Annotated in this window: 20 protein-coding genes, 1 tRNA gene and 1 pseudogene; 8 read left to right on the top strand and 14 right to left on the bottom strand. The window is 68.8% G+C overall.

Annotated elements, in window-relative coordinates; translation table 11 throughout:
* Nucleotides 1-132 precede the first annotated feature (132 nt).
* Entirely contained in the window at nucleotides 133-561 is a 429-nt protein-coding gene (locus tag HT134_RS05585; protein WP_175599120.1) for a hypothetical protein, read from the bottom strand.
* 90 nt (nucleotides 562-651) lie between these two features.
* Here HT134_RS05585 and HT134_RS05580 point away from each other — a divergent pair.
* A tRNA-Pro gene (locus HT134_RS05580) sits at nucleotides 652-728 on the top strand.
* Nucleotides 729-803: 75 nt separating this feature from the next.
* Here the strand turns inward: HT134_RS05580 and HT134_RS05575 are convergent.
* The 3 genes from HT134_RS05575 to HT134_RS05565 are packed head-to-tail and all read right to left on the bottom strand — an operon-like array spanning nucleotide 804 to nucleotide 3675.
* Complete coding sequence (locus HT134_RS05575; RefSeq protein ID WP_175599119.1) at nucleotides 804-1949, bottom strand: tyrosine-type recombinase/integrase; 1146 nt, start codon at nucleotides 1947-1949, stop codon at nucleotides 804-806.
* Entirely contained in the window at nucleotides 1946-2146 is a 201-nt protein-coding gene (locus HT134_RS05570) for a helix-turn-helix domain-containing protein (RefSeq protein ID WP_175599118.1), read from the bottom strand. Before HT134_RS05570 ends, HT134_RS05575 begins: the two co-directional genes overlap by 4 nt.
* Nucleotides 2143-3675: a replication initiator gene (locus tag HT134_RS05565; protein ID WP_312887985.1), complete on the bottom strand. Its 1533-nt coding sequence runs from the start codon at nucleotides 3673-3675 to the stop codon at nucleotides 2143-2145. The genes HT134_RS05570 and HT134_RS05565 overlap by 4 nt, the downstream gene beginning before the upstream one ends.
* A gap of 67 nt (nucleotides 3676-3742) precedes the next feature.
* On the opposite strand from HT134_RS05565, the gene HT134_RS05560 reads away from it, so the two are divergent.
* Nucleotides 3743-4588, top strand: coding sequence for a GntR family transcriptional regulator (locus HT134_RS05560; protein ID WP_175599117.1), 846 nt, complete (start codon nucleotides 3743-3745; stop codon nucleotides 4586-4588).
* Between the two features lie 153 nt (nucleotides 4589-4741).
* Here HT134_RS05560 and HT134_RS05555 read toward each other — a convergent pair whose 3' ends face one another.
* Both HT134_RS05555 and HT134_RS05550 read right to left on the bottom strand, forming a co-directional pair.
* Nucleotides 4742-5029 carry a hypothetical protein gene (locus tag HT134_RS05555; protein ID WP_175599116.1) on the bottom strand — a complete coding sequence of 96 codons (288 nt, stop codon included), beginning with the start codon at nucleotides 5027-5029 and terminating at the stop codon, nucleotides 4742-4744.
* A gap of 16 nt (nucleotides 5030-5045) precedes the next feature.
* A complete protein-coding gene (locus HT134_RS05550; protein WP_175599115.1) occupies nucleotides 5046-5618 on the bottom strand; it encodes a pentapeptide repeat-containing protein in 573 nt (190 codons plus the stop codon).
* Nucleotides 5619-7051: 1433 nt separating this feature from the next.
* Between HT134_RS05550 and HT134_RS05545 the strand changes: the two genes are divergently transcribed.
* Entirely contained in the window at nucleotides 7052-7828 is a 777-nt protein-coding gene (locus HT134_RS05545) for a hypothetical protein (RefSeq protein WP_312887984.1), read from the top strand.
* A gap of 114 nt (nucleotides 7829-7942) precedes the next feature.
* Here HT134_RS05545 and HT134_RS48020 read toward each other — a convergent pair whose 3' ends face one another.
* The 4 genes from HT134_RS48020 to HT134_RS05525 form a co-directional block, all read right to left on the bottom strand.
* Nucleotides 7943-8290: a tyrosine-type recombinase/integrase gene (locus HT134_RS48020; RefSeq protein ID WP_217707194.1), complete on the bottom strand. Its 348-nt coding sequence runs from the start codon at nucleotides 8288-8290 to the stop codon at nucleotides 7943-7945.
* An 800-nt stretch (nucleotides 8291-9090) separates the two neighbouring features.
* On the bottom strand, nucleotides 9091-9708 hold the full coding sequence (locus HT134_RS05535) for a multicopper oxidase domain-containing protein (protein ID WP_217707193.1): 618 nt from the start codon (nucleotides 9706-9708) through the stop codon (nucleotides 9091-9093).
* Nucleotides 9705-10073 carry a hypothetical protein gene (locus HT134_RS05530; RefSeq protein WP_175599113.1) on the bottom strand — a complete coding sequence of 123 codons (369 nt, stop codon included), beginning with the start codon at nucleotides 10071-10073 and terminating at the stop codon, nucleotides 9705-9707. Before HT134_RS05530 ends, HT134_RS05535 begins: the two co-directional genes overlap by 4 nt.
* Nucleotides 10074-10081: 8 nt before the next feature.
* Nucleotides 10082-10288, bottom strand: a complete 207-nt coding sequence (locus HT134_RS05525) for a hypothetical protein (RefSeq protein WP_175599112.1) — start codon at nucleotides 10286-10288, stop codon at nucleotides 10082-10084.
* Between the two features lie 116 nt (nucleotides 10289-10404).
* On the opposite strand from HT134_RS05525, the pseudogene HT134_RS48015 reads away from it, so the two are divergent.
* Nucleotides 10405-10731 (top strand): annotated as a pseudogene (locus HT134_RS48015) (DUF2255 family protein); the annotation flags it as partial.
* 9 nt (nucleotides 10732-10740) lie between these two features.
* Here the strand turns inward: HT134_RS48015 and HT134_RS05515 are convergent.
* Complete coding sequence (locus tag HT134_RS05515; RefSeq protein ID WP_175599111.1) at nucleotides 10741-13407, bottom strand: AAA family ATPase; 2667 nt, start codon at nucleotides 13405-13407, stop codon at nucleotides 10741-10743.
* Between the two features lie 110 nt (nucleotides 13408-13517).
* Between HT134_RS05515 and HT134_RS05510 the strand changes: the two genes are divergently transcribed.
* Genes HT134_RS05510 through HT134_RS05500 form a run of 3 tightly spaced genes read left to right on the top strand, consistent with a single transcriptional unit; the run spans nucleotide 13518 to nucleotide 16626 of the window.
* On the top strand, nucleotides 13518-14852 hold the full coding sequence (locus HT134_RS05510; protein ID WP_217707192.1) for an MFS transporter: 1335 nt from the start codon (nucleotides 13518-13520) through the stop codon (nucleotides 14850-14852).
* Nucleotides 14852-16189 (top strand): carotenoid oxygenase family protein, encoded by a 1338-nt coding sequence (locus HT134_RS05505; protein WP_175599109.1) that lies wholly within the window; start codon nucleotides 14852-14854, stop codon nucleotides 16187-16189. The genes HT134_RS05510 and HT134_RS05505 overlap by 1 nt, the downstream gene beginning before the upstream one ends.
* Entirely contained in the window at nucleotides 16186-16626 is a 441-nt protein-coding gene (locus HT134_RS05500; RefSeq protein WP_175599108.1) for an SRPBCC family protein, read from the top strand. Before HT134_RS05505 ends, HT134_RS05500 begins: the two co-directional genes overlap by 4 nt.
* Before the next feature lie 225 nt (nucleotides 16627-16851).
* Here HT134_RS05500 and HT134_RS05495 read toward each other — a convergent pair whose 3' ends face one another.
* From HT134_RS05495 to HT134_RS05485, 3 genes are all read right to left on the bottom strand, one after another.
* Complete coding sequence (locus HT134_RS05495; RefSeq protein WP_175599107.1) at nucleotides 16852-17289, bottom strand: VOC family protein; 438 nt, start codon at nucleotides 17287-17289, stop codon at nucleotides 16852-16854.
* Nucleotides 17290-17944: 655 nt separating this feature from the next.
* Entirely contained in the window at nucleotides 17945-18583 is a 639-nt protein-coding gene (locus HT134_RS05490; protein ID WP_175599106.1) for a hypothetical protein, read from the bottom strand.
* Between the two features lie 367 nt (nucleotides 18584-18950).
* A complete protein-coding gene (locus tag HT134_RS05485; protein WP_175599105.1) occupies nucleotides 18951-19154 on the bottom strand; it encodes a hypothetical protein in 204 nt (67 codons plus the stop codon).
* Between the two features lie 692 nt (nucleotides 19155-19846).
* On the opposite strand from HT134_RS05485, the gene HT134_RS05480 reads away from it, so the two are divergent.
* The gene (locus tag HT134_RS05480) at nucleotides 19847-21037 is read left to right on the top strand and encodes a cytochrome P450 (RefSeq protein WP_175599104.1); all 1191 of its coding nucleotides are present in this window, start codon (nucleotides 19847-19849) and stop codon (nucleotides 21035-21037) included.
* The last annotated feature ends 204 nt before the right edge of the window (nucleotides 21038-21241 follow it).

Below are 21241 nucleotides of genomic sequence, written 5' to 3'. Positions count from 1 at the left end.
ACGCGGCCAGGGAGGGCATCGGGCCCCGGACCGCGGGGGAGAGGCTGAGCGGGGCCCTCAGGCGCGTTCCGAAGGGGAGATCGCCAGAGAGCCGCCGCGTGAGACGAAGCTCGCCGCCCGGCGGATCGCGATTCACTCGACGTGGAGCGCTTCCCGCGCCTCGGCCAGCACCATCGCCACATGGGATCGACCGCTCGGGTCGGCGGGCACCTCCCGGAACCCCTCCTCGGGGTCGTACGCCACGTCGAGCCCCGCGTCGACGAGCCGCTGCGCCCACCGCAGCGCGGTGTTCAACCGCTCGGACGCCGGCGGCTTCCCCTGGGCGGCGGCGGACAGGTTGCGCAGGTTCGTGGCGGGCCCGGACTGGATGTGCGCCCGCGCCACCTTCCACGGCACGGCCCGGCTGTGATCGAGCGTCGGCTTCACCAGCCCGGCGGCACGCTTGGCCTGGAGCACCCCGGACTCGCTCACGCCGAAGTGCGCGGCCAGATCCCGCACGTTCCACCCCTCGGCCACGAGCCTCGCCAGCTCCCCGCGGTCGATCGCCGGCCTACGCCCCAAGGTCCCCTCCGCTCCCGCCCGCGATGTGCACGGGCGCCTCCGATGTGCGCTAAGGTTATGACGTCTCGCCCCGCAGGGACGGACACACACCGGGACGTAGCGCAGCTTGGTAGCGCACTTGACTGGGGGTCAAGGGGTCGCAGGTTCAAATCCTGTCGTCCCGACCAGTTCGACACTGGTCGAGCAGGGTGTCATCCATCAGGATGGCACCCTTTCGCATTGGTGAGTGACTAACTGAGTGACTACCGGGCGAAGAGGGTGTCCATCGCCGCCGCTCCTTGCAGGAGTACGGGGCGGATCTGCTTGCGGTAGACGGCTTCGGTGACCGCTGTCCCGCTGTGGCCGACGAGGCGGGCGATGTCCTCCAGCGGGACGCCGGAGTCGGAGAGCAGCGAGACGAAGCTGTGCCGCATCTCGCGGGGTGTCCAGTAGTACGCGGGCATCCCGGCATCCTTGACGATCTTCCGGAACGCGCGTCGGACATTGTGGGCGTCGAGTGGTGTGCCGACGAGCGAGGCGAAGACGAGCCCGTGATCCTGCCACTTGTCGCCCGCCGCCTTCCTGTCCTTCCGCTGTTGCTCGCGGTGCGCCTTCAACGCTTCCACGCAGCGCTTGGGCAGCGCCAGGGAGCGCCGTGAGCGCTTGGTCTTGGTGTCGCCTCCTTCGCGTACGGAGCGCCACACGGCGATCCACGGTGGGATGTCCCTGTCCGGGTCCCCGACAAGATCGACCTCCTTCCAGGTGAGCGCCCGCAGCTCCTCCGTACGGGCACCGATCAGCAGCGAGAGGACGACGTAGGCGTACAGGCGCGTCCCCTCGGCCGCGTCGAGGAGGGCCGTCGCCTGGTCGAGGGTGAGGGACTTGGACGGACGGCCTTCCTTGCCCTCGGGGATCTCGCAGAGGCCCACGACGTTGCGCTTCACCTTGTCGCGGGCCTGGGCGAACTTCACCGCGCGGTTCAGGCACGAGTGGAGCAGCCGTACTGTGCGGGCGCTGAGTACCTTGGCCTTGCCGACGAGCCATCGGTCCACGTCCTCGGCGCTCAGTTCGCGCAGCTTGCGCGCGCCAAGGTCGGGGATGATGTGCTTGTCGCACAGGGTTCGGTAGTTGATGACCGTGTTCTGATTACGGCCGTGGAGGCCGTAGGCGAGCCAGCTCGTCACGGCATCCGCCACGGTGTAGTTCGCCGGGCCGCTGGCAAGTCCGTCCTCGTGGTCGCGGATGATCTCTTTGAGCTTGGCCTTGGCTTCGGTCTTGGTCTTGCCGCTCGCCTTCTTGACGATGCGCTTGCCGGCCGGGGTGTAGCCGACCGTCACCGAGGCGATCCAACGTTGCCGCTTCTCGTCCCAGTGCAGGCCGCCGTCTCCCCGGCTGCGTCGTTCGGTCATGAAGCCTCCTGTTCGAGTAGGGAGATGTAGTCCTCTATGGCTGAGGCGGGGATGAGGCGCGTACGCCCCTGGGTGACGGAGCGGAGCCGTCCTGAGCGGATGAGCTCGTAGATCACGCTCCGGCTGAGGCTGAGCAGGTGCATGGCGTCGGTGACGCGGTAGAGCCGCCGATCGTGGGCGGATGGGGCTGGTGTCATCCGTCCTCCGCCTCTGCCGCGATCTTTCGGGCGGTCTGGACGCGCTGCCGGATGTGCTCGGCCATGATGGCTTCACCTGGTGTGTAGCCGATCCCGGCGAACCGCCAGTGCCCGAGCACGAGCGTGGTCGCATCGCCGACAGCGGGCAGGCCATGATGCTCCCGCGCTTCGGCGGCCCGATGCTGGGCGCGTGCGCTGCGCAGGTCCCCGAGGGTGGTGGAGTAGCGGCGGCTCTTGGTGGAGAAGTGTCCCCGGAACCCGAGCATGTGCGCCCAGGGGCGGAGCCGGAGGGCGGCGAACTCGGGGCGCGCGCCGAGGTCCCAGCAGGTACGGATCATGCGTCGGGCGTGCTCGGTGACGGGAAGGGCGTCGAGGTGGAGACCGGGCTTGAGGCCGGTGCCGTGGCATAGGCCGCAGGTGGCCATCAGACTCAGCCGTCCTCGCCCTGCGCAGGCCGGGCACGACAGGCGATGGTCAACGGTGCCGGAGGCTTCGGCGCCCTTGGTGGCGTACTTGGCGATGTAGCCCGCCACTGCTCGTTCGCTCAGACCTTCGGCGTTCGGGTCGAGCAGGATAGGCCGGATATCCAGTTGGTCACCCCACCGCAACTCCCACCGGCCAAGAGGACTTGGGGGAGTGACAAGCCGGACCCTCTGGACGGCAGCCGAAACCGCGCGGACGAGGAGAAGGTGATCGGCCCAGTCAGGGGGCGGTTCCTGTGAACTGCCGGGGCCGTCCAGGCGGATGACGGCGTGGAAGTGAACCAGGCCGCGCCGTTGGTACTCGGCGACCTTGGCGAACGACACCCGAACGAGACGGCTGAACTCCCGGCGGCTCATCCCTGCTCCGCTGGCCAGGCTGCGGCGCACTTCCAAGGTGAAGCGATGCCACAGCCCGCCCGCGTGCGCCTGCCAGAGGACCGCGCCGGTGTAGTCGTAGCAGTCCGGGCAGAGAGGCTGGCCGAGCCGTGGATCGTGCCGATCGTGGCGGACGTGGCACCCGACCGGGCGCTGGTGCTCGCAGAGCTTGTCGCGCCTGCGGGGACGGCATGGCTTGCCGTCCCGTTCCGAGTGGACTGGTCCGAACGACGGGGCGGTGAGAGTGACGAACGCCCGAGGATGGGCGCTGACCGTCTCTGGCGCGCCCTTGCCTCCAGACAGCCCGGCGCGGATGAGCTGGAAGGTGTCGGCGCGATAGACCTCTGAGCAGGCCGGGCAGACCGAAGCACGGCGATTGCCGCAGGCGACCAGGAGCCGCCCGGACGGTTCGTCATCGGTGCGGTAGGTGTGCAGGACCTCGCCGGTTCGCGCGTCCACGATCAGGGATTCGCCTGCGAGGTGGATCGGGTGGGAGCAGCCGCCGATGGCGGCGACCATGGCCTTCCACCTGCGGTAGCCAGGGGAGTTGACGACCCGAGCCAGATCGACCAGCCAGTCCGGCTGGTCGTGTGCGCTTTCCTCCTTGCTGATGATGACCTCCTTCGCCTCGTCGCCTACATGTGCTTCAACACGTGCTACGTCTTGGCTCACATGGACATGGTAGCCAAGACGTGCTACGTCTTGTAAAGAGCAAACGTGGGAAGGGAAGCAAAGAAGCATGACAGACGAGAAGGCAGCCGCCCGGTGGCGCATCATCGCCGACCTACTGCGCACCGACGTCCTGCAAGACCACTACAAACCAGGCCAGGCCCTACCGGGTGAGGCATTCCTGGCGGCTGAGTACGCAACGTCTCGCCCCACGATCCGCAAGGCCATCGCCCAACTCGTCGGCGAGGGACTTCTAACCGTCGCCCATGGCCGAGGCACCTTCGTCCGCCCTACGCCCGACCGGCGCCTGATCCAACTCGGCGGCACCGAGCGCGAAGATCTACTCAGCCCCGGATACGATCCCGCACAGCAAGGGTGGGAGCACGTCACCGTCGCCAGCGACGCCGAACGCATTGCCGCAGGGCTCCCCGCCATCGCGCCGATCTTCATGAGCATCGAAGGCTCAAGAGCCGACATCCTGGGCGTGCGCCGAGGCCGCATGAGCATCTACCGCTACGCCCACTGGCAGCACAGCAAGACCCATGCCCGGATCCACCTCAGCTCCTATGTCATCGCAGACCACGTGGGCACCGTCACCGCTGACGAGAACGGCCGGCCCTACCTGGATGACGAGATCCCATGCGAGGAGTACTACGCCCACCTGGAACGTACTTACGGTCCGCTGCGCTGGATCACCACCGTCCACGCGCAGATGCCCTATGGCGAGACCTGGGAAGACCTCAACATGGAACCCATAGGGACTCCGCTCCTGATCGTCCGCCGCGTCATGCTCAGCAACGACCGACGGCCCCTGGAGTACACCGAGATCGAAGCCCCCGCCGACCGCTTCGAAGCCCTCCCCGCCGCCGAGATCGAACAGGCCGGGGGCGACAGCCAGATCATCCTGCGCGTCTGATGGGCTCAAATCTTCTTCACTGGTTCAAGGGCTCGCTTCGCTCGCCGCGCCGCCGCCCGCTCCGGGCGGCCAGCGCGCCGGGCTGCGGCCTGGGGGCCGGTCCCGGCGCGCACCGCCCCGCTCTACGGCGGCGAGGCGTCAACGATGGAAGCTTCAAAGCCTAAGGGCGTCTGCCTTCACGAAGTCATCGAGCTCCAAGATCGCTCGGCGAATTGCTCTCAGATCCTGCGTGGGCACCTCAACGTAGCCGCCATCATCGTCGGGGTCGTTATCGCCGAACTCATCCAACGGCAACATTCCCTGCGGCTCGTATTTGGTGTGGATTAGATCGACATATGCGCCGTAATCGGTAACGTAAACGTCATAGTGTTCGCCCGGCTCGTCTTGTTCAGAATAGCCTCTGCGAACGATATGAAGGACTCTTGCATCGAAGGGGGCCATTAGTAGCGATGGGCTATTAGAACCGATCATTCGTCATGACACGCAGCGACCCACCTTTGAGTGTGAGCCATTCTTCGAGCGCGGCACCGGAGAGTTCGCGGGAAATCACATTTTCAACGATCACCGCAGGCCCGAAAACGGACCCAGATGCACCAACGAGCTTGGTGTTGTGGTCCAACGTGACCTTGAATGAATTTTCTTGAAACACAGCATTACTGAGATCTGCGCAACGAAGATTTACCCCCAGCAACGAAGAGCCCATGAACTGCGTTCCGCGACAACTTGCCCCTGATGCGTCAACACCATAAAGAGACGCCTTCGCCAAATTCGCTCCGTCAAGGATAGCCCCTCGCATGACCGCGTCATCAAGGTTGACTCGCACCAACGAGCATTCCGTCAGATCTGCTCCGCTGAAGTCGGCACCGTGGGCGTCCGAGCGGTACAACTCCGCTCCTCTCAGCCGCATGTTCACCAGCTTTGCGCCGGTGAACCATGATTCGGAGAAGTCGCCGTGGGAGAGGTCGGCGCCGGAGAGGTTGAGCCCTACGGCGTCCAGTCCCCCCTCGCCGGCATCGATCCACTCGCGCACGCGCTGGGCTGCGATGCCGTCCTCAGGGGGCCTGGCAGGAGTCCAGTGATTACGGGTACCAGATGACATTGTCTTCTCAGCCGTTCTTGTCGACGATGCATTTGATGGCGTCAATCGCTGCCTGTTTCGCGTTTCTGGCATCCAGGATAACAGTGCGCTGTTTTTATGGCGATCTGCTCGGACAATATTTTGATCCATCGACCATTGAGTCTTTTCATCCCGCCTCGCAGAGCTGAAGGACGAGGATGGCCTTGACGAGCTCACCTGCGAGAAGAGGGCAGCACTCCTGAAGATGCTTTGCTTTTGGTCGACAACGCATCTACCAGGGGCTTCTCTGCTTGCGGGTCCTTGCCGTGCCGATCGCACATGGGCGCGGGCTGAGGTCCGTACCCCGCCCCCGATATCGCATTGTTCGTGTCCCTCGGTCGGCGTCAACCCCGTCTGTGCGGCATGGCGTGGGGTCGCGTGGAAGCCGCAAGGGCACGGCATCGGAAGACGGGGTTGACACCTCGGTCGGGCCACACAATCGGGCAGCTATCGGGGGTGGGGGAAGAGTGGCCGTGGGATGCAACGGCCACTGGGGGAGGCGACAGCATGAGCCGGGGAAGCTCGGCGCACCCGGTAGCGCCGAGAGGTCGATCATGCCGCCGCCTCGTCTATGAGGCCGTCCTGACCAGGTGGGAGCACTCCGGGCACGCCCTGGCCGCCGTCGCCTTGAAAGGCAGAGACCAGCCGCACATGGGCAGCGGATGGGCCAGCGCTCCACATGCACCGAACACCGTGCCGGGTCGTACGGCGTGATGGATCGCTTCGCGGCCGCTACCAGTCAGCCCGAGCCGATAGTCCTCGGCGGGCTCGTCAGGGCCCGGCTGAACCGTGTATACGAGCAGGTCATCCCAGTGGACCGGCCAGCGCCGTACTCCGCCTGGAAAGACGCTCGGCCCGTCGTCCAGTTTGAGCAGCGCCAGTGTTCCGTTCCTGAGCACGCCCACCACGGTTCCGCGCTGGCCCAAGAGCCATTCGGCCGAGGCTCGTGTCCGCGCTGGGCTGTGCAGCATGTCCACGATCTTGGCGCGGCAGCCCACTCGGGACGGAGGGGCGTTCATGGGGCCTGCTCCGCCGCTTCCTGTTCCCTCAACTGCTCGGCGAGTTCGGCGACGTCGTCGGCGTCGAGGGTCTGGCAGAGGCCGTGATCTATCTCTGTCTTGGATAGGCGCCGGCCGTTTCGAGTTGCCCATAGACGCCCAGCAGAACTTCGCCAAATACACCAACCGGGAAAGGCTGCTTGGAGGTCTTCGAGAATCACCGGCGTTGACATGAGATCAGCGTGCTTACTTACCCGTGACGAACCCACCGCGTTATCGAGACGTCCAGGACGTTACGGCGTTACGCTCAAAACGTCCCTGACGTCCTTCGCCCCCCCGAGGTGTACCGTGGCCAACGTCGCCCTACGCCGCGCCATGCTGAACGCCCAGGTCACGAACCAGAACTTGGCTGATCGGTGTGGGGTGGACGTCAAGACGGTAGAACGCTGGTTGCAAGACGAGACTCGCGTTCCGCACCTGCGGCACCAGTGGGCCGCCGCAGAGGCACTAGGAGTTGAGACAGCCGTGTTATGGCCAGACGCAATTCGCAATACGGTAAAAACGGGACCCGACAAGGAAGTGTTGACCGTTTATCCGTATCGTTCCGCATGTCCGAAGTCGATCTGGCGGAACCTCATCACCGCGGCGCGCAACGAGATCGTGTTCGCCGGTTACACGAACTACTTCCTGTGGCTGGAACACCCCAATCTCGCCAAGGTCCTCAAGCGGAAGGCTCAGCAGGGCTGCAAGATACGGTTCCTCGTCGGCGACCCCGAGAGCGAGGTCACCCGACGCCGTGAGGAGGTGGAGAACGTCCCGTTGACGGTCTCCACACGTATCCGGATCACCCTGTCGGAGATCGAGCAACTACGCGACGTCCCAGGAGTCGAGGCCAGGTACGGTGACGAGCACATCGCCATGAGCGTCTTCCGGTTCGACTCGGAGATGCTCGTCACGCCTCATCTGGCCAAGCTCGTCGGACACGACTCGCCGATGCTGCACCTGCGGCGGTACCAGGATGACGGCCTGTTCGACCGGTTCGCGTACCACGCCTCCGAGCTGTGGAGCAACGGGCGTGATGTGTGGCAGCAGCCCCAACCGGCAGCCCAAATGCTGGGTGACTAACTGAGTGACAACCGTCCCGGACGGTCATGGACTCCTGAGGACCGTACGGGACCGTAAGCCCAGGCGGGGGCGGGTATCGTCCATGATCCCGCCCCCTCATGATGTGCCTGGGGGTCAAGGGGTCGCAGGTTCAAATCCTGTCGTCCCGACGGTGAAACAAGGCCGGTCGGCCTGGGTGAAAGCCCAGGTAGGCCGGTCTTTCTGCTTCTCTCCGCGATCATGCTGATCATCTACACCACCCGGAGCTTGGGACCAGCCCTGGTTGAGATGGGCGCTCAAGGCGTTGCTCGCCGCCACGAGGGAGTTGCTGTCCAGGGGGAGATAGCGCTGAGTGGTGGTCAGGGGCCCGTGACCGGCGATCTTCCACAGCACGTGCACCGGGCCCCCGGCATCGGCCATCCAGGTGAGACCGGTGTGGCGGAGATCGTGCCGGCGGAGGTGTTCGTAGCCGAGCTTCGCCACGACCTCGTCCCAGTGGGTAGCGTCCCGCAGGACCGCGGTGGTGATGCGGCCCTCTGGGAGCAGTGAACAGCCGAGCGGTCGGGGCGTTGCCGGCGGCCTCAAGACGCCGCAGCACCAACTCTCGGACCTCGGCGATGATCGGGACCTTCCTGGCCCGCTTGCCCTTCGTCCCTTTGTCGGCGAGACCACCCGGGCCTGGCGTCGTCTGCCTGCGGACGGTCCAGGTCCACGTCGTGGTGTCGATGTCTCCGACACGGACTCCGGAGACCTCGCCGATGCGCGCCGCCGTGCGCGCCACGAAGATCACGACTTCACCCCACCCTTTGTAGCAATCAGTGGAACGTTCCACAGGCGCCTCCGCCGGTCGCTCCAGCGACGCCCAGTTGGGCAGCGCGGAGGGGCTGTCCCCACTCGCCGATCGGGCCAGGCATTCGAGCTGATGGTGGAGTTCGTCGTCTCGGAGATCGCGTGGGAGGCCGACGACGCGCGCGTCACCCCCGACATGACCTCGCACCACGTGGGGCTGTGGGCGATGGCGTGGCGGGCGCAGTCGGCTCGCTGGCTGTGCGTAACCGCAGGACGCTGGTCAACGCGCTGGCCTGTCGGACAACCGGGAAGCGAAGCGTGCGTTGGCCTCGCAGATCTGCCCGGTGCGTGATCGCTATCTTGCCGGATAACGACGGTTATCCAGGAAGCAATGCTGGGTGAGCGCACGGCGCTGGACCATGCCGGCGCCACTTGGGTGGCGCCGATCTCACCGGTTGCGGCCAGAACGGCTCCGGACTCGCCGAGAGCCACTGTCACGCCCAGCTCCCTTGCACCGGACACAGATCAGGGCCTCGCCCAGTCACATCCGCTGCGGTCAGCCCGAGCAACTCGCTGGCGGGCGTCACCGTCCTGATGGCCAGGCACAGCTCGCCATCACTGCCACCATGCACATTGTTGCCGCCTTGGCCCGCCGACGCATCCGTCGTCGGAAGCTCAGGTGCTGCGCGCCGCAGCACAACTGTCAGCGACGAGGCGCGATGGGTGTGGTACCAGAACGTGCCGGTGCAATTGGGCACGAACCGGTAGACGTGCTTCTGGCCAGGCATGACGGCTTCCTGGGTGACGCCGGGCACGCCGTCTTCGGCGTTGGGCACGTCGACGCCGTGCCAGTGCAGCGTCACGCCCTCCTTGACGTCGGTGTTGAGTAGGGTGACCTCAAGCAGTTGGCCCTTCTTGGCCCGGATTTGCGGGCCGGGGGCCTGGCCGTTGAAGGTCAGCGCGTCGATCTCGCGGCCGGAGGCCAGCTTGATCTTGCTGTGCGCGGCGGTCAGGGTGACCCGCACATCGGGCGTTCTGTCTCCAGGGCCGGTCAGGTCGGCGACGCTCGTGCCCATGTGGTGGTGTCCGGCCATCGTGTCCGACGCGGTCACGTTGCCCTGGTAGGCCAGGGTGAGGACGACTGCCGGAGCGGCGAGGAAGCCGAGTGGGCGTAGGGGAAGAACAGCCATAGAGCGGATAGCCCCGCGCCCACCGCTGCGGGACGCCGAGCTTCCGACCGGAAGAAGGCCAGGGCAAGGGGGATCGCCGCGAGGGGCACCTGGAGGAGAAGCCGTGGACCGGCCAGCGGCAGCCCGCCGGTGAGCAGCAGGGCCGCCACGGCGAGCCGGGCCAGGACGAGAGCCGCTGTGCTGTACAGGATCGGGCGGGACCGGCCGGCCCGGAGGCCGAGGGCCGCCGCGGCGGCCATGACCGCGAGAGCCAGCAGCATGTCGGTGAGGAAGAGGGGTTCAGACATGGGGCGTGTCAGTCCCACAGGGTGATCGCGGCGAGCAGGGCGGCCGCGGGGAGCAGCAGCCACGGCTCGGCCAGCACGAGCACGGCCGTGAGGAGCAGCGCGAACCACGCCAGCCCTTTCGCCGTACGCCGCCTGGCCTTGTTCTTCTTCGCAGGCTTGGGGTCGCTGGTCTGCTCGCCGGAAAGCGTGGACGAGATGGTGTCAGTCGTTGTCATGACGCTCACTGTGGCCGCGCGGCCCTGCCGCTCGCGTCGGTGAAACCTGCCTATGCGGGAGAGGTAGGCAGTCATCGCCGACGCGGTTCCGACGGGGTCGTCGGCACTGTGGGGCCATGGACGGATGCGCCGAGGCAGTGGAGATCGTGATACGCGTGCAGCACGCGGACGGAAGGTGGTCGGCCAGGCCGATCTGGGTGGTGGCGATCGACGGTGCGGCGTATGTCCGCTCTGCCTTCGGTCACCGGAGCGGGTGGTACCGCAGGGCGCTGGCGGGCGCGGATACGGAGATCGAGCTGGACGGTGTGACCGTGCTCGTACGGCTGGCGCCCGTGGACGAGCCCGCGCTGATCGAGCGGGTCTCCGGCGCCTACCGGGCCAAGTACGGGCTGAACTGGCCCGGCCCCGTGCTGACGATTACGGGGCCGGAGGCCGCGCGGGCCACTATGCGGCTAGCGGATGCCGGGGAGGTCTTTCAGCTGCCTGCGCGAGGTGAGGCCGAGCTTACGGAAGATGTTGCGCAGGTGCGCGTCCACCGTGCGTGGGCTGAGGAACAGCTTGGCCGCCACCTCCTTGGAGCTGGCACCGTCGGCGACCAGCCGGGCGATGTGCAGCTCCTGCAGCGTGAGCTGGTCCGACGCCTGCGAGGAGCGGCTTCTCGCGTGCTCGCCGGTGGCGCGCAGCTCAGCCGCCGCGCGGTCGGCGAACGCCTGCGCGCCGAGGTCGGACAGCAGCTCATGGGCCGTGCGCAGCCGCTCGCGGGCCTCGCGCCGCCGTCCCTGACGGCGCAGTGACTCTCCGTACAGCAGGTGCGCGCGGGCGCGGTAGATCGCCATCGGGGTGGCGTCGAGGTGTTCGACGGCCTCGTGGTAGGCGTTCTCGTCCTCGGTGACCAGGGCGCGGGAGTACGCCTCGACGCCGAGGCCCCACGCCTGCCTGCCGGCTCGGGTGCGTTCGGAGAGCGTACGCAGGGCAGAGGCGGCCAGCTCGGTCTCGCCGCAGCGTACGGCAGCCTCGACCAGCTCGGGCAGCGCCAGCCCGGACAATCCGAGGTCGCCGTGCGCGACGGCCTGCCGGGCGGCCTCCAGCGCCGCCCGGTAGTCGGCCAGTCCGTTGTTGAGCACGCTCGTCGCCCACTGGACGCTGAGGCTCATCCGCTGGCTCGCCGCGAGCACGCTGTCGAACAGCTTGACCGCCTCCTCGCGGCGGCCGCGCATGGCGGCCAGGTGGAGGCGCGGGTAGACCAGCGGCGCGGCGCCGGTGGCCGCGGCGATGGCCTCCTCCTCGGAGATCATCTCCGTGGCGGCGCCGAAGTCGCCCGCGTGCACGGAGGCCGTGGCCAGCATCGCGAGCCCGATCGGCAGCAGGTGGAACGAGCCGGATTCGCGCCCGGCCGCGACGACGCGGGCGGGGACGCCGTGCAGGGCGTCGTGGTCCCACAGCTCCACGGCCAGCATGAAGCCCATCGACGGCCAGCGGGCCCACACCTCGTCGCCCGCGTTCCCGACGACCGGCCCGAGCACGGGGGCCGCGGCCAGGTGCCCGTCGGTGACCAGCGTGACCAGGCCGTCCAGGACGGCGTCGGCACTGGAGGGCGGCTGAGGCGCGGGCGGGGCCTCGCGGGCCGCCGCCGCCACCGGACCGAGCCCGCCGACCAGGATGCCGGTCTCCATCGCGTCCAGATAGCAGGCCCGTGACCAAGCCGGATCGAGATCGGCCAGCCGGGCGGCCGCGCTCAGCAGGTACGTCGTGGGCCCCTCGCCGCCCCGGCGCCGGGCGAACGACAGCTTCCCGTGCAGCAGGTCGATCCTGGCCCGTTGCCGCTGGTCGAGCGGGGCGGTCTCGGCGGCGGTGAGGAGCTCGGCGGCCACGTCGTACGCGCCGACCGACAGCTTGGCCTGGGCGGCGGCGAGCACACGCTCGGTCCGGAGATCGGGGGTGAGGGTGAGCGCGGCGGACCGTTCCAGGAAGGCCGCGGCGGCGGCCACGCCGCCCCTCGCCTGGGCGCGGGCCGCCGACCGTTCCAGCTCGGCCGCGACCTCCTCGTCGGGGCCGGTGCTGGCCTCGGCGCGGTGCCAGGCCAGCCGGTCGGGGTCCGCGGCGGGGTCGGTCACCGCGGCCAGCGCCTCGTGCGCCCGTCGCCGGTCGTCCGCCGAGGCGGCGCGGTAGGCGGCCGACCTGGCGAGGGGATGGCTGAAGCGGATCCTGGTGCCGAACTCGACCAGCGCGGAGGCCTCGGTGCTCGCCGACGGCTCGATGCCCAGGAGTTCGGCCGCCCGCCACAGCAGCCCCGGATCACCGACCGGGTCGGTCGCAGCGACGGTGAGCAGCAGCCGGGCCTGCGGCGACAGTAGCTCCAGCCGGGCACGGAAGCTCTGCTCGATCACGCCCGGCGCGGACGGAGGCAGGGCGAAACCGCCGGCCATCCCGGCCAGGCCGGCGCTCCTGGGCAGCTCAAGCAGCGCCAGCGGGTTGCCGCGGGCTTCGGCGAGGATGCGGTCGCGTACGCGCTCGTCCAGCGGGGCGCGGATCGCGGCTGCCAGCAGCGCGCGGGCATCGAGCTCGCCCAAGCCCTTGAGTGTCAGGCTCGGCAGCTTGTCGAACTCGGGAAGCCGGTACGGCTCGCGTACCGACAGCAGCAGGGCCACCCGCTCGCCGGCGACCCTGCGGGCCAGGAAGGCCAGCGCCCTGGCCGAGGCGTGGTCGAGCCACTGCGCGTCGTCGACCAGGCAGAGCAGCGGACGTTCCGGGGCGACCTCGATCAGCAGGCCGAGGGTCGCGACGCCGACCAGGAAGGGGTCGGGGGTGCCGGTGTCCAGACCGAAGGCGATCTCCAACGCCTTGCGGTGGGGGACGGGCAGCGCCGTCACGTTGCTCAGGATCGGCGCGCAGAGCTGGTGCAGGACCGCGAACGGCAGCTCCATCTCGAACTCCGCGCCGAAGGCCCGCATGACCAGGAAGTCGCCTGCCGCCTGTTCCGCGTGCCGCAGCAATGAGGTCTTGCCGATGCCGGGCTCGCCGCGCAGGACCAGGGCTCCGCCTTGCCCCTGCCGGGCCGCGTCGAGCAGCGCGTCCACGCGTGCGATCTCTTCTTGTCGTCCGACCAGCGATGCATCCATATGCTGGCAATCCTTCCGTAATGACGTAGGTCATACGTAGGCGGCGCGGCCCCCGGATAGGTGAGAACCACCGACGCGAGCATTCCCCGGCCGCTGCGAGTGTCATGGCCATGAGCAGCGCTTCCGTCTCCCCGGCCACCACCACGACGGGCTGGACGCCGCTGGCGGTCCTCGCCACGGCTCAGTTCCTCGTGGTGCTGAGCACCTCGATCGTGAACGTCGCACTGCCGCAGCTGCGCACCGGGCTCGGGCTCGATCCCGCCGGGCTGTCGTGGGTGGTCAACGCCTACGTGCTGGCCTTCGGCTCGCTGTTGCTGCTCGGCGGCCGCTCCGGTGACGTGTACGGGCTGCGCCGCGTCTTCCTGCTCGGTACTGCCCTGTTCGCCGCCTCCTCGCTCGGCGCGGCGCTTGCGGACGACGTCGTCACGCTCATCGCGGCCAGAGCCGTCCAGGGCGTCGGCGCGGCGCTGCTCGCGCCCACCGCGCTGGCCATGGTGCTGACCCTGTTCCACGACGGGCCACGACGCGGCGCCGCGCTCGGCGTGTGGGGCGCTGTCTCCGGCGTCGGAGGGGCGGCGGGCGTGCTGCTCGGCGGTCTGCTCAGCGACACCTACGGCTGGCGCTCGGTGTTCTGGGTCATGGTCCCGGTGGCCGTGGCCGTGCTGGTGGCCACCTGGCGGCTGCTGCCCGCCGACCGGCCACGCGGCGGCCGTCTCGACCTGCCGGGCGCGCTCGCCGTCACCCTGGGGCTGACCGCCCTCACGTACGGGGTGTCCGGCGGCGTCTGGCCCGCCGTGGCCGCGGGGATGCTGCTGCTCGGCCTCTTCCTCCACCTGCAACGCCGGTCGGCCGACCCCCTGGTGCCCCCGCGCGTCTTCAAGGTCGGCTCGGTCGCCGCGTCCAATGTGCTGATGGCGTTGCTGGGCGCGGTCTGGCTCGGCCTGTTCTTCTTCCTGCCGCTCTACCAGCAGCGCATCCTCGGTTACACGCCGATGGAGGCGGGGCTGACCCAGCTCCCGCTCGCGCTGATGATCACCCTGGCCTCCTGGGCGACTCCCCGGCTGACCCGGCGGTTGTCTGGCCGGGTCGTGCTGGCGGGCGGGCTGCTCCTGCTCGCCGCCGGGCTCGCCTGGCTGGCGCGGGCCCCGTCCGACGGGACCTTCCTGAACGCCCTGCTCGGCCCCTCGGTGCTTATCGGCGCCGGGCTGGGAGCGGCGTTCGTCCAGCTCACCGCGCTGTCGGCGGCGGGCGTGCCGGCCGCCGACAGCGGTCTCGCGGGTGGGCTGGTCAACGCGACCCGGCAGATCGGCGGCGCGATCGGCCTCGCCGTCCTGACCACCGTCTCGCTCACCGGCGGCTACCGCGGAACGTTCGTAGCCGCCGCCCTCATCACCCTCCTGACCGTATTGATCACCCTTGTCACGATCCGAAAGGACGACCTTTGATGACGGAACTGCCCAAGCCGTACCTCACCGGCCATTTCACCCCGGTAACCGATGAGATCACTGCTCGCGAGCTCACCGTGCACGGCACGCTGCCGCCGGAGCTGAACGGCCGCTACTTCCGCAACGGCCACAACCCCAAGCCGGGCATCACCCCCAGCCACTGGTTCAGGGGCGAGGGCATGATCCACGGCGTGCGGCTGTCCGGCGGGCGCGCCGAGTGGTACCGCAACCGCTGGGTACGCACCCCGTTCCTGGACGGCGTGCCGTTCACCGGCACCGAGCTGGAGGTCAGCGCCGCCGCCACCAACATCATCTTCCACGGCGGTCGCTACCTCGCCCTCCAGGAGGCCAACCTGCCCTGGGAGGTCACCGCCGACCTCGACACCGTCGGCGTGTACGACTTCGGCGGCAAGCTCACCAGCGCGATGACCGCTCACCCCAAGGAGGACCCGGTGACCGGCGAGCTGCACTTCTACAGCTACAGCCCGTTCCCGCCCTACCTGACCTACCACGTCGCCTCCGCCTCCGGGGAGATCGTCCGCTCGGAGGTCGTCGACGGGTCGGGCCCGTCGCTCATGCACGACTTCGCCATCACGCGCGAGCACGTCGTGTTCCTCAACTCGCCGGTGGTCTTCGACCATGCCGAGCACTCGGGCATCCCGTACCGGTGGCACGACGACGTGCCGTTCAGGATCGGGGTCATGCCGCGTACCGGGCCGTCGCGGGTGACCTGGTTCGAGGTCGAGCAGGCCGCGCTCCTGCACGTCACCAACGCCTACGTCGACCGGCACGGACGCGTCGTCGTCGAAGGCCCGCGCTACGACCGGTCGTCGTGGGAGAGCTCCTGGAAGTGGTGGATCGGCGCGCCGGGGTACGGCGTCAGCCCCGACGCGGGCTCGACCCTCCACCGCTGGATCCTCGACCCCGCCACCGGCAAGGCCACCGACGAGCCCCTGGACGACCTCGCCACCGAGTTCCCCTCCATCAACGACGACCTCACCGGCGCGACCAACCGCTACAGCTACGCCGTCGCCTTCCCCGGCGCGGGCCTGTCCGGCTACCACACCATCAAGTTCGACACCGCCACCGGACGCCGGCAGCTGCTGTCACACGGCGAGCACCGCATGCCGGGCGAGGCCGTGTTCGTCCCCGCCGAGGGCGCGACCGGCGAGGACGACGGCTACCTGCTCACCATCGTCAGCGACCTGCACGCCGACGCCTCCCAGCTGCTCGTGCTCGACGCCACCGACATCGCACGCGACCCCATCGCCATCGTGGAACTCCCCCGCAGGGTGCCCGCCGGCATCCACGGCCACTGGATCGAGGACAACAAGTGATCACCGGAATCGACACCTCCGCCCCCGTCGTCGCCCGCCACTCCATCACCATCGACGCGCCTCTGCGGCGGGTCTGGGACCTGCACACGGACGTGTCCGGCTGGACCTCCTGGCAGAGCGACATCACCGCCGCCTCCGCCGACGGCCCTCTGGTCCCCGGCTCGGTCTTCCACTGGACCACGTTCGGGATGGAGATCGCCTCCACCGTGTACGCGGTCGAGGAGCCGTACCGCATCCTCTGGGGCGGCCCCGCGCACGGCATCGACGGGATCCACCAGTGGACGTTCACCGAGGCCGACGGCATCGTCCAGGTGCACACCGAGGAGTCCTGGGACGGCGACCCCATCCGCGCCGATGCCGAGAGCATGGCCGCCGCGCTCGATGCCTCGCTGACGGCCTGGCTGGAGCGCCTGAAGAAGACGGCCGAGAACGCCTGAAAACAGTTTCCAACGCCGCGCCGTTCACGAACGACGCGGCGTTCTGCTTCCTGTGTAGTGCGTTTCGCGGAGCGGCTGCCCGGAGTCGCCCTCACCCCGCCGGCACAACCGTGGAGCCGACGCATGTGCCGGAATTCCCGATCATGGCGCTCAACAATCTCCGCGTTGGGCTGTCCGGCGTGGCGTTCACGCCGACACCGCAGGCGGGGGCTCCTGCCTCCCCACTCAGGCGAGGCAGAACTCGTTGCCCTCGACGTCCTGCATGACCAGGCACGACTCGTTGTCCTCATCGGCCGGTAGGAGCCGCACGCGGACCGCACCGAGCGAGATCAGTCGCGCGCATTCGGCCTCAAGGGCCGCCAGGCGCTCTTCACCCACCAGCCCGGTGCCGACCCGCACGTCAAGGTGCAGCCGGTTCTTAACAACCTTGCCTTCCGGAACGCGCTGGAAGTACAGGCGCGGACCCACGCCCGAGGGGTCGGTGCACGCGAACCATGAATCCCGCTGCTCAGGCGGCAGCGTGCGAGTGAAGTCGTCCCAGTTGGCAAACCCCTCCGGTGGCGGCGGCGCGACGTATCCCAGCACTTCGCACCAGAAACGACCGACGCGCTCAGGTGATGCGCAGTCGAAGGTGACTTGAACCTGCCTAACTGATGCTCCCATGCATCAATCTTCCCATAAATAGACATATGGCACGATCGCCGCGGGCTGATGAGGGACCGGCCCGTTGATCGAGCTTGCGACGTCCTATTCGGCGATCATGACGGTTGACGTACTCGCTGCACACGGCACTTCGATCGCGGCTCTCGCCCGCGCGCATGGAGTGAGCCGGGCCGCCATCCGAACTGCGCTGACCGGGCTACTGCCCGGCCGGCCGAGTCCGCCCGCGCTTATCCCGACCGAGGGCCCTGCCGAAGCGTCCAGGCGGCGGGTGGCCGACTGATGAGCTGGCCGCGGGTGCCTTGGTCCATTGCTGTCTCTCTCACGGTGTCTCTGTTTTAGATCTCTCCTGTCGCAGGATTGGTACGGATGTCGCAGCGGCGATCGCAGGATTGGTCCGGACGTCGCAAGGTTCGCGCGGAACAGACAATGAGACCCAGCCCGGGCGGGTGGAGCCTCGTGCATCGCGTAGCGATACCTGGGTACTCAGCGTGATCTTGACCTTGAGAAAGGGTGGCATCGCCGCCGGGATGCCGCCGAGTGGACCGCGATCAAGACCCGCTGGCAGCTGAGCATGGCTCAGCTGCGTCACCCGGGAGGTCTTCGATCGCGTAGGGCCGCCTGCAGTCGCCCTGGCAAGCCTCTGACTGCTCTCCCCTCAGTCGGCCAGGTAGGAGATCGAGCGAACCTCGTAGCCGGCGTTCCTGGAGCCCCGTACGTGCATCAGCATCGCACCGCCCTCATAGGAGTAGGCGCACGAGTAGCCCCGCGGCTCCTTGCTGCAGCCCTGGAAGAAGTAGGTGACGCCGCGCGGGTCGTAGGTGACCTTGAACAGCTTCTGCACCGTGGCGGAGGTGGCGACCTCGAGCCCGCCGTACTCATCGCCCCGCTTCCAGGCGGCGAAGAGATGCTTGGCCACGGTGGGCGGCTCGGTGATGTGCCGCGACAGGTAGACCTTGCTGACCTTCGAGCCGGTGACCACCATCGCGATGCCGTCAAGCCCGCCGGGCACGCGCACGCTTGTGTGCACGAACCTGCACACGTTGCCGGAGCAGCCGTCGAAGCGATCGGGCGCGCGGTAGGCATAAGTGAAGATCGTCTTGACCGCGGCAGGGGTGGCTGCCTTCGCCGCGGCCGCGCGGTCGGCGGCCAGCCAGGCGCGGAACAGCTTGTTCGCCACCTTGCCGGGCGCGGGCGTCCCGGCCGAGGCGCGAGCGGCGAAGGCGGGTCCGGCGGAGGCGAGCGTCAGTGTCGTAGCCGCGGTGAGAGCGGCGCCGAGGAGCAGTCGTTTGAACACGCTGCGACGCTAAGGGCGGCGCCTTGCGCGGGAATTGATCCCGGCTTGCAGTGGTCCGGGCGCCTTGCGGCGGTTGCGATCATCCAGCCGGCACGCGCTGACTGTGCGGCTCAGCGTGGCGTCGAGTCCGGCGAGATCGCACCTGCGGATCAGCGCCGCCACCCGGATCTCCACGTCGTCGATCGTGGCGTGGCCGACCTCCGATGACCTCGTCCGGCTGCGCCAGGCCTGGGGGCTGCCGCTCCTCGTCCGAGTCGCGGCCGCGACCCGGCGTCTGGGCGAGCGGCGCTGCACCGGCTGCCCCCGGCAGACACGCTGCCCTTCGTCAAGAGATCAACGGTGCCTGGTGGAGAGGCGGATCGAACGCTCAGAAGTGCGGGCAGGGGTGCTGGTCGCCCGGGTGGCGGGTCTCCGGTTCGCGCAGGGCAAGAGTGCCGAACCCGCAGCAGTGCCACTCGGGCGAGAAGCTGATCTTTTTCAGTAGGCCGACGCCGCAGTGCTTGCAGATCGCGTACTGGACGCGCCCGAGTGAGTAGTCGCCATCGGCGGCGATGGAGAACTCATACGACACGGTCGGAGCGTCGTCCGCTCCTCGACGGCGGCTGGGCGTGGCGTTGGCACGCGCGATCGTCTCCGATCTGGCCTGGCTGGCCGCGGCGTACAGACTCCACCCGAAGCCAGGCGAGCCTTCCACGCATCGGCGAACTCGGCCGGCCCGCGATGCTCGCTGTCCTGCTCGGCGACCGTCTGCTGGAAGGCCTCGCGGACGATCGCCTGCGTCGCCGCCCGCCGCACCCGCCGCTCGACATCGTCGCGCTGCGGTGCACCCGCGGCCATAGCCCGCAGCCGGGCGACCAGGCCGCGCAGCCCAGTAAGCCGCTCGGGCGCTGTTGCCGGCCACGACTCGGGCAGAGGCTTCCACAGCAGGCGCAGCAGCATGCCGGCACCGTAACCCACGCGGGGTCCTGGAAGCCCTCATGTGCACTCACCGTGAAATGCCATTTCACCTCCGAGAAAGCGCCCGGCGGCGCTTTCTCGGAGATATAGCGCCATCTTCCACACGGCCGGCAATGACATTATGACACAGTGCATTCATTGCCGAAATTCCTCCGATTCTGTAAGTTCAGTGGCGATACTCCTCACCGTTCACTTATTAACCGGCACTATTCCTGATTTGGTGTCGTCCTTGCCGCCGTCACCGCGTACCGGCAGGCGGCGGGCGTGCGCGTACACCCGAGATCACGGATGCATGGGCAGGTGGGAATGACGACGGTCGGAGAACCGGATCGGGCCGCTCCCGGCGGGACACGGCCGTGGCCGCACGGGGCGGCGCGGTGGTATCGGCGGGACCCCCTGGGGTTCGTCGAGCACGCGGCCCGCGAGCGGGGCCCGGTGTTCCGGTTGCCTGACGACGGGTCGCTGTGCGTGGCCGACCCGGCGGAGGCCCTGCGGGTGCTGCACGACGATGAGGGCCACTACGACGACGTGTCGGACTTCTTCCACGTCCGCGGCGGCCGGCTGGAGCCGCGGGAGACGCAGGTCGCGATCGGGCGGGCGGCCCGCGCGACGTTACGCGCCCATCTGGCCGCGCATCGGGAGCGGCTGCCCGCCGTGGTGGCGGAGCTGGGAGAGGTCAGCGAGTGGCCTTCGGCCGGGCGGGCCGCCGCGTACCGGTTCCTGGCCGAGGTGCTGCTGCGGCCGGACAGCCCGCCGCTCTTGCGGGAGCTGATGGAGCAGGTGGTGTGGAACGATGTCCTGATCCGTCCCAGCGGCCAGCTGGCGAGCGTGATGCGGCGGGCCCTGTGGGCACGCGTGGTGCGGGCGCTCACCGGCGAGGTACTCGCCCGCCGGGCCGGCCCGCGGCCCGGCGGGCAGGGCGACCTGCTGGACGCCGTACTCGAGGCCGCCCCGCCCGATACGCCTGCCGCGCACCTCGCCCAGGTGTATCTGCTGCTCTTCCGAACCTCGGTGGCGCCGGTGGGCCACGTGGTCGCCTGGGCGCTGCTGGCAGCCGCGACCGACGGCGTCGACCTGGCGGCCGTGCCCGCGGAGTCGGCCGTACGGGAGTCGCTGCGGCTGTGGCCGGTGGCGTGGCTGCTGGGCCGCCCCGTACTGCGCGCCCATCAGGTCGGCGGCGTGCGGCTGGAGCCGGGGGACAGCGTGTCGGTCTGCGCCTATCTGCTGCACCGCGACGAACGGCACTGGCCCGAGGCCACCCGGTTCCGGCCCGGCAGGTGGGACGGCCCCGGCCCCCGCGGGCCCTACCTGCCCTTCGGCGGCGGCCCGTTCACCTGCGCCGGCGCCGTCGTCGCCCGCGACCTGGCCTGCGACCTGCTCGCCGCCGTGACCGACAGCGCCCGTCTTGAAGTGCGCGGCGGTCGCGGACAGCCCCACGTGGCGGGCATCATCACCCCTCCTCCGTTCCAACTGCACCGGACCCCCTTCGCTCGTTGAGAAAGGAGGTGAACTCCATGAGGAAGCTGCTGCGCCGCGTCACCGGCCGCCGGATCAACCGGCAGGCCTGGTACATCTGGTAGTCCATCTCCGGCAGCCGTGGCGGGCCCCCCGGCCCGGCCCCGCGCCCCGCACCCCGAGGGGGGGCCACCCCCCCCCCGGGGCGGAGAGGACGCGGGGGGGTTTGTAGCTGGGGGCCGAGGG

Source organism: Nonomuraea rhodomycinica, assembly GCF_013363995.1.
GTDB lineage: Bacteria > Actinomycetota > Actinomycetes > Streptosporangiales > Streptosporangiaceae > Nonomuraea > Nonomuraea rhodomycinica.
This window is presented reverse-complemented; position numbering and strand designations above follow the sequence as displayed.

Excerpts from the sequence above, each read along its gene's own strand:
- HT134_RS05505 (WP_175599109.1), top strand. The coding sequence starts at position 14,852 with ATGACGGAACTGCCCAAGCCGTACCTCACCGGCCATTTCACCCCGGTA.
- HT134_RS05510 (WP_217707192.1), top strand. The coding sequence starts at position 13,518 with ATGAGCAGCGCTTCCGTCTCCCCGGCCACCACCACGACGGGCTGGACG.
- HT134_RS05480 (WP_175599104.1), top strand. The coding sequence starts at position 19,847 with ATGACGACGGTCGGAGAACCGGATCGGGCCGCTCCCGGCGGGACACGG.
- HT134_RS05575 (WP_175599119.1), bottom strand. The coding sequence starts at position 1,949 with ATGACCGAACGACGCAGCCGGGGAGACGGCGGCCTGCACTGGGACGAG.
- HT134_RS05570 (WP_175599118.1), bottom strand. The coding sequence starts at position 2,146 with ATGACACCAGCCCCATCCGCCCACGATCGGCGGCTCTACCGCGTCACC.
- HT134_RS05515 (WP_175599111.1), bottom strand. The coding sequence starts at position 13,407 with ATGGATGCATCGCTGGTCGGACGACAAGAAGAGATCGCACGCGTGGAC.
- HT134_RS05495 (WP_175599107.1), bottom strand. The coding sequence starts at position 17,289 with ATGGGAGCATCAGTTAGGCAGGTTCAAGTCACCTTCGACTGCGCATCA.
- HT134_RS05555 (WP_175599116.1), bottom strand. The coding sequence starts at position 5,029 with ATGGCCCCCTTCGATGCAAGAGTCCTTCATATCGTTCGCAGAGGCTAT.
- HT134_RS05560 (WP_175599117.1), top strand. The coding sequence starts at position 3,743 with ATGACAGACGAGAAGGCAGCCGCCCGGTGGCGCATCATCGCCGACCTA.
- HT134_RS05525 (WP_175599112.1), bottom strand. The coding sequence starts at position 10,288 with ATGACAACGACTGACACCATCTCGTCCACGCTTTCCGGCGAGCAGACC.
- HT134_RS05530 (WP_175599113.1), bottom strand. The coding sequence starts at position 10,073 with ATGTCTGAACCCCTCTTCCTCACCGACATGCTGCTGGCTCTCGCGGTC.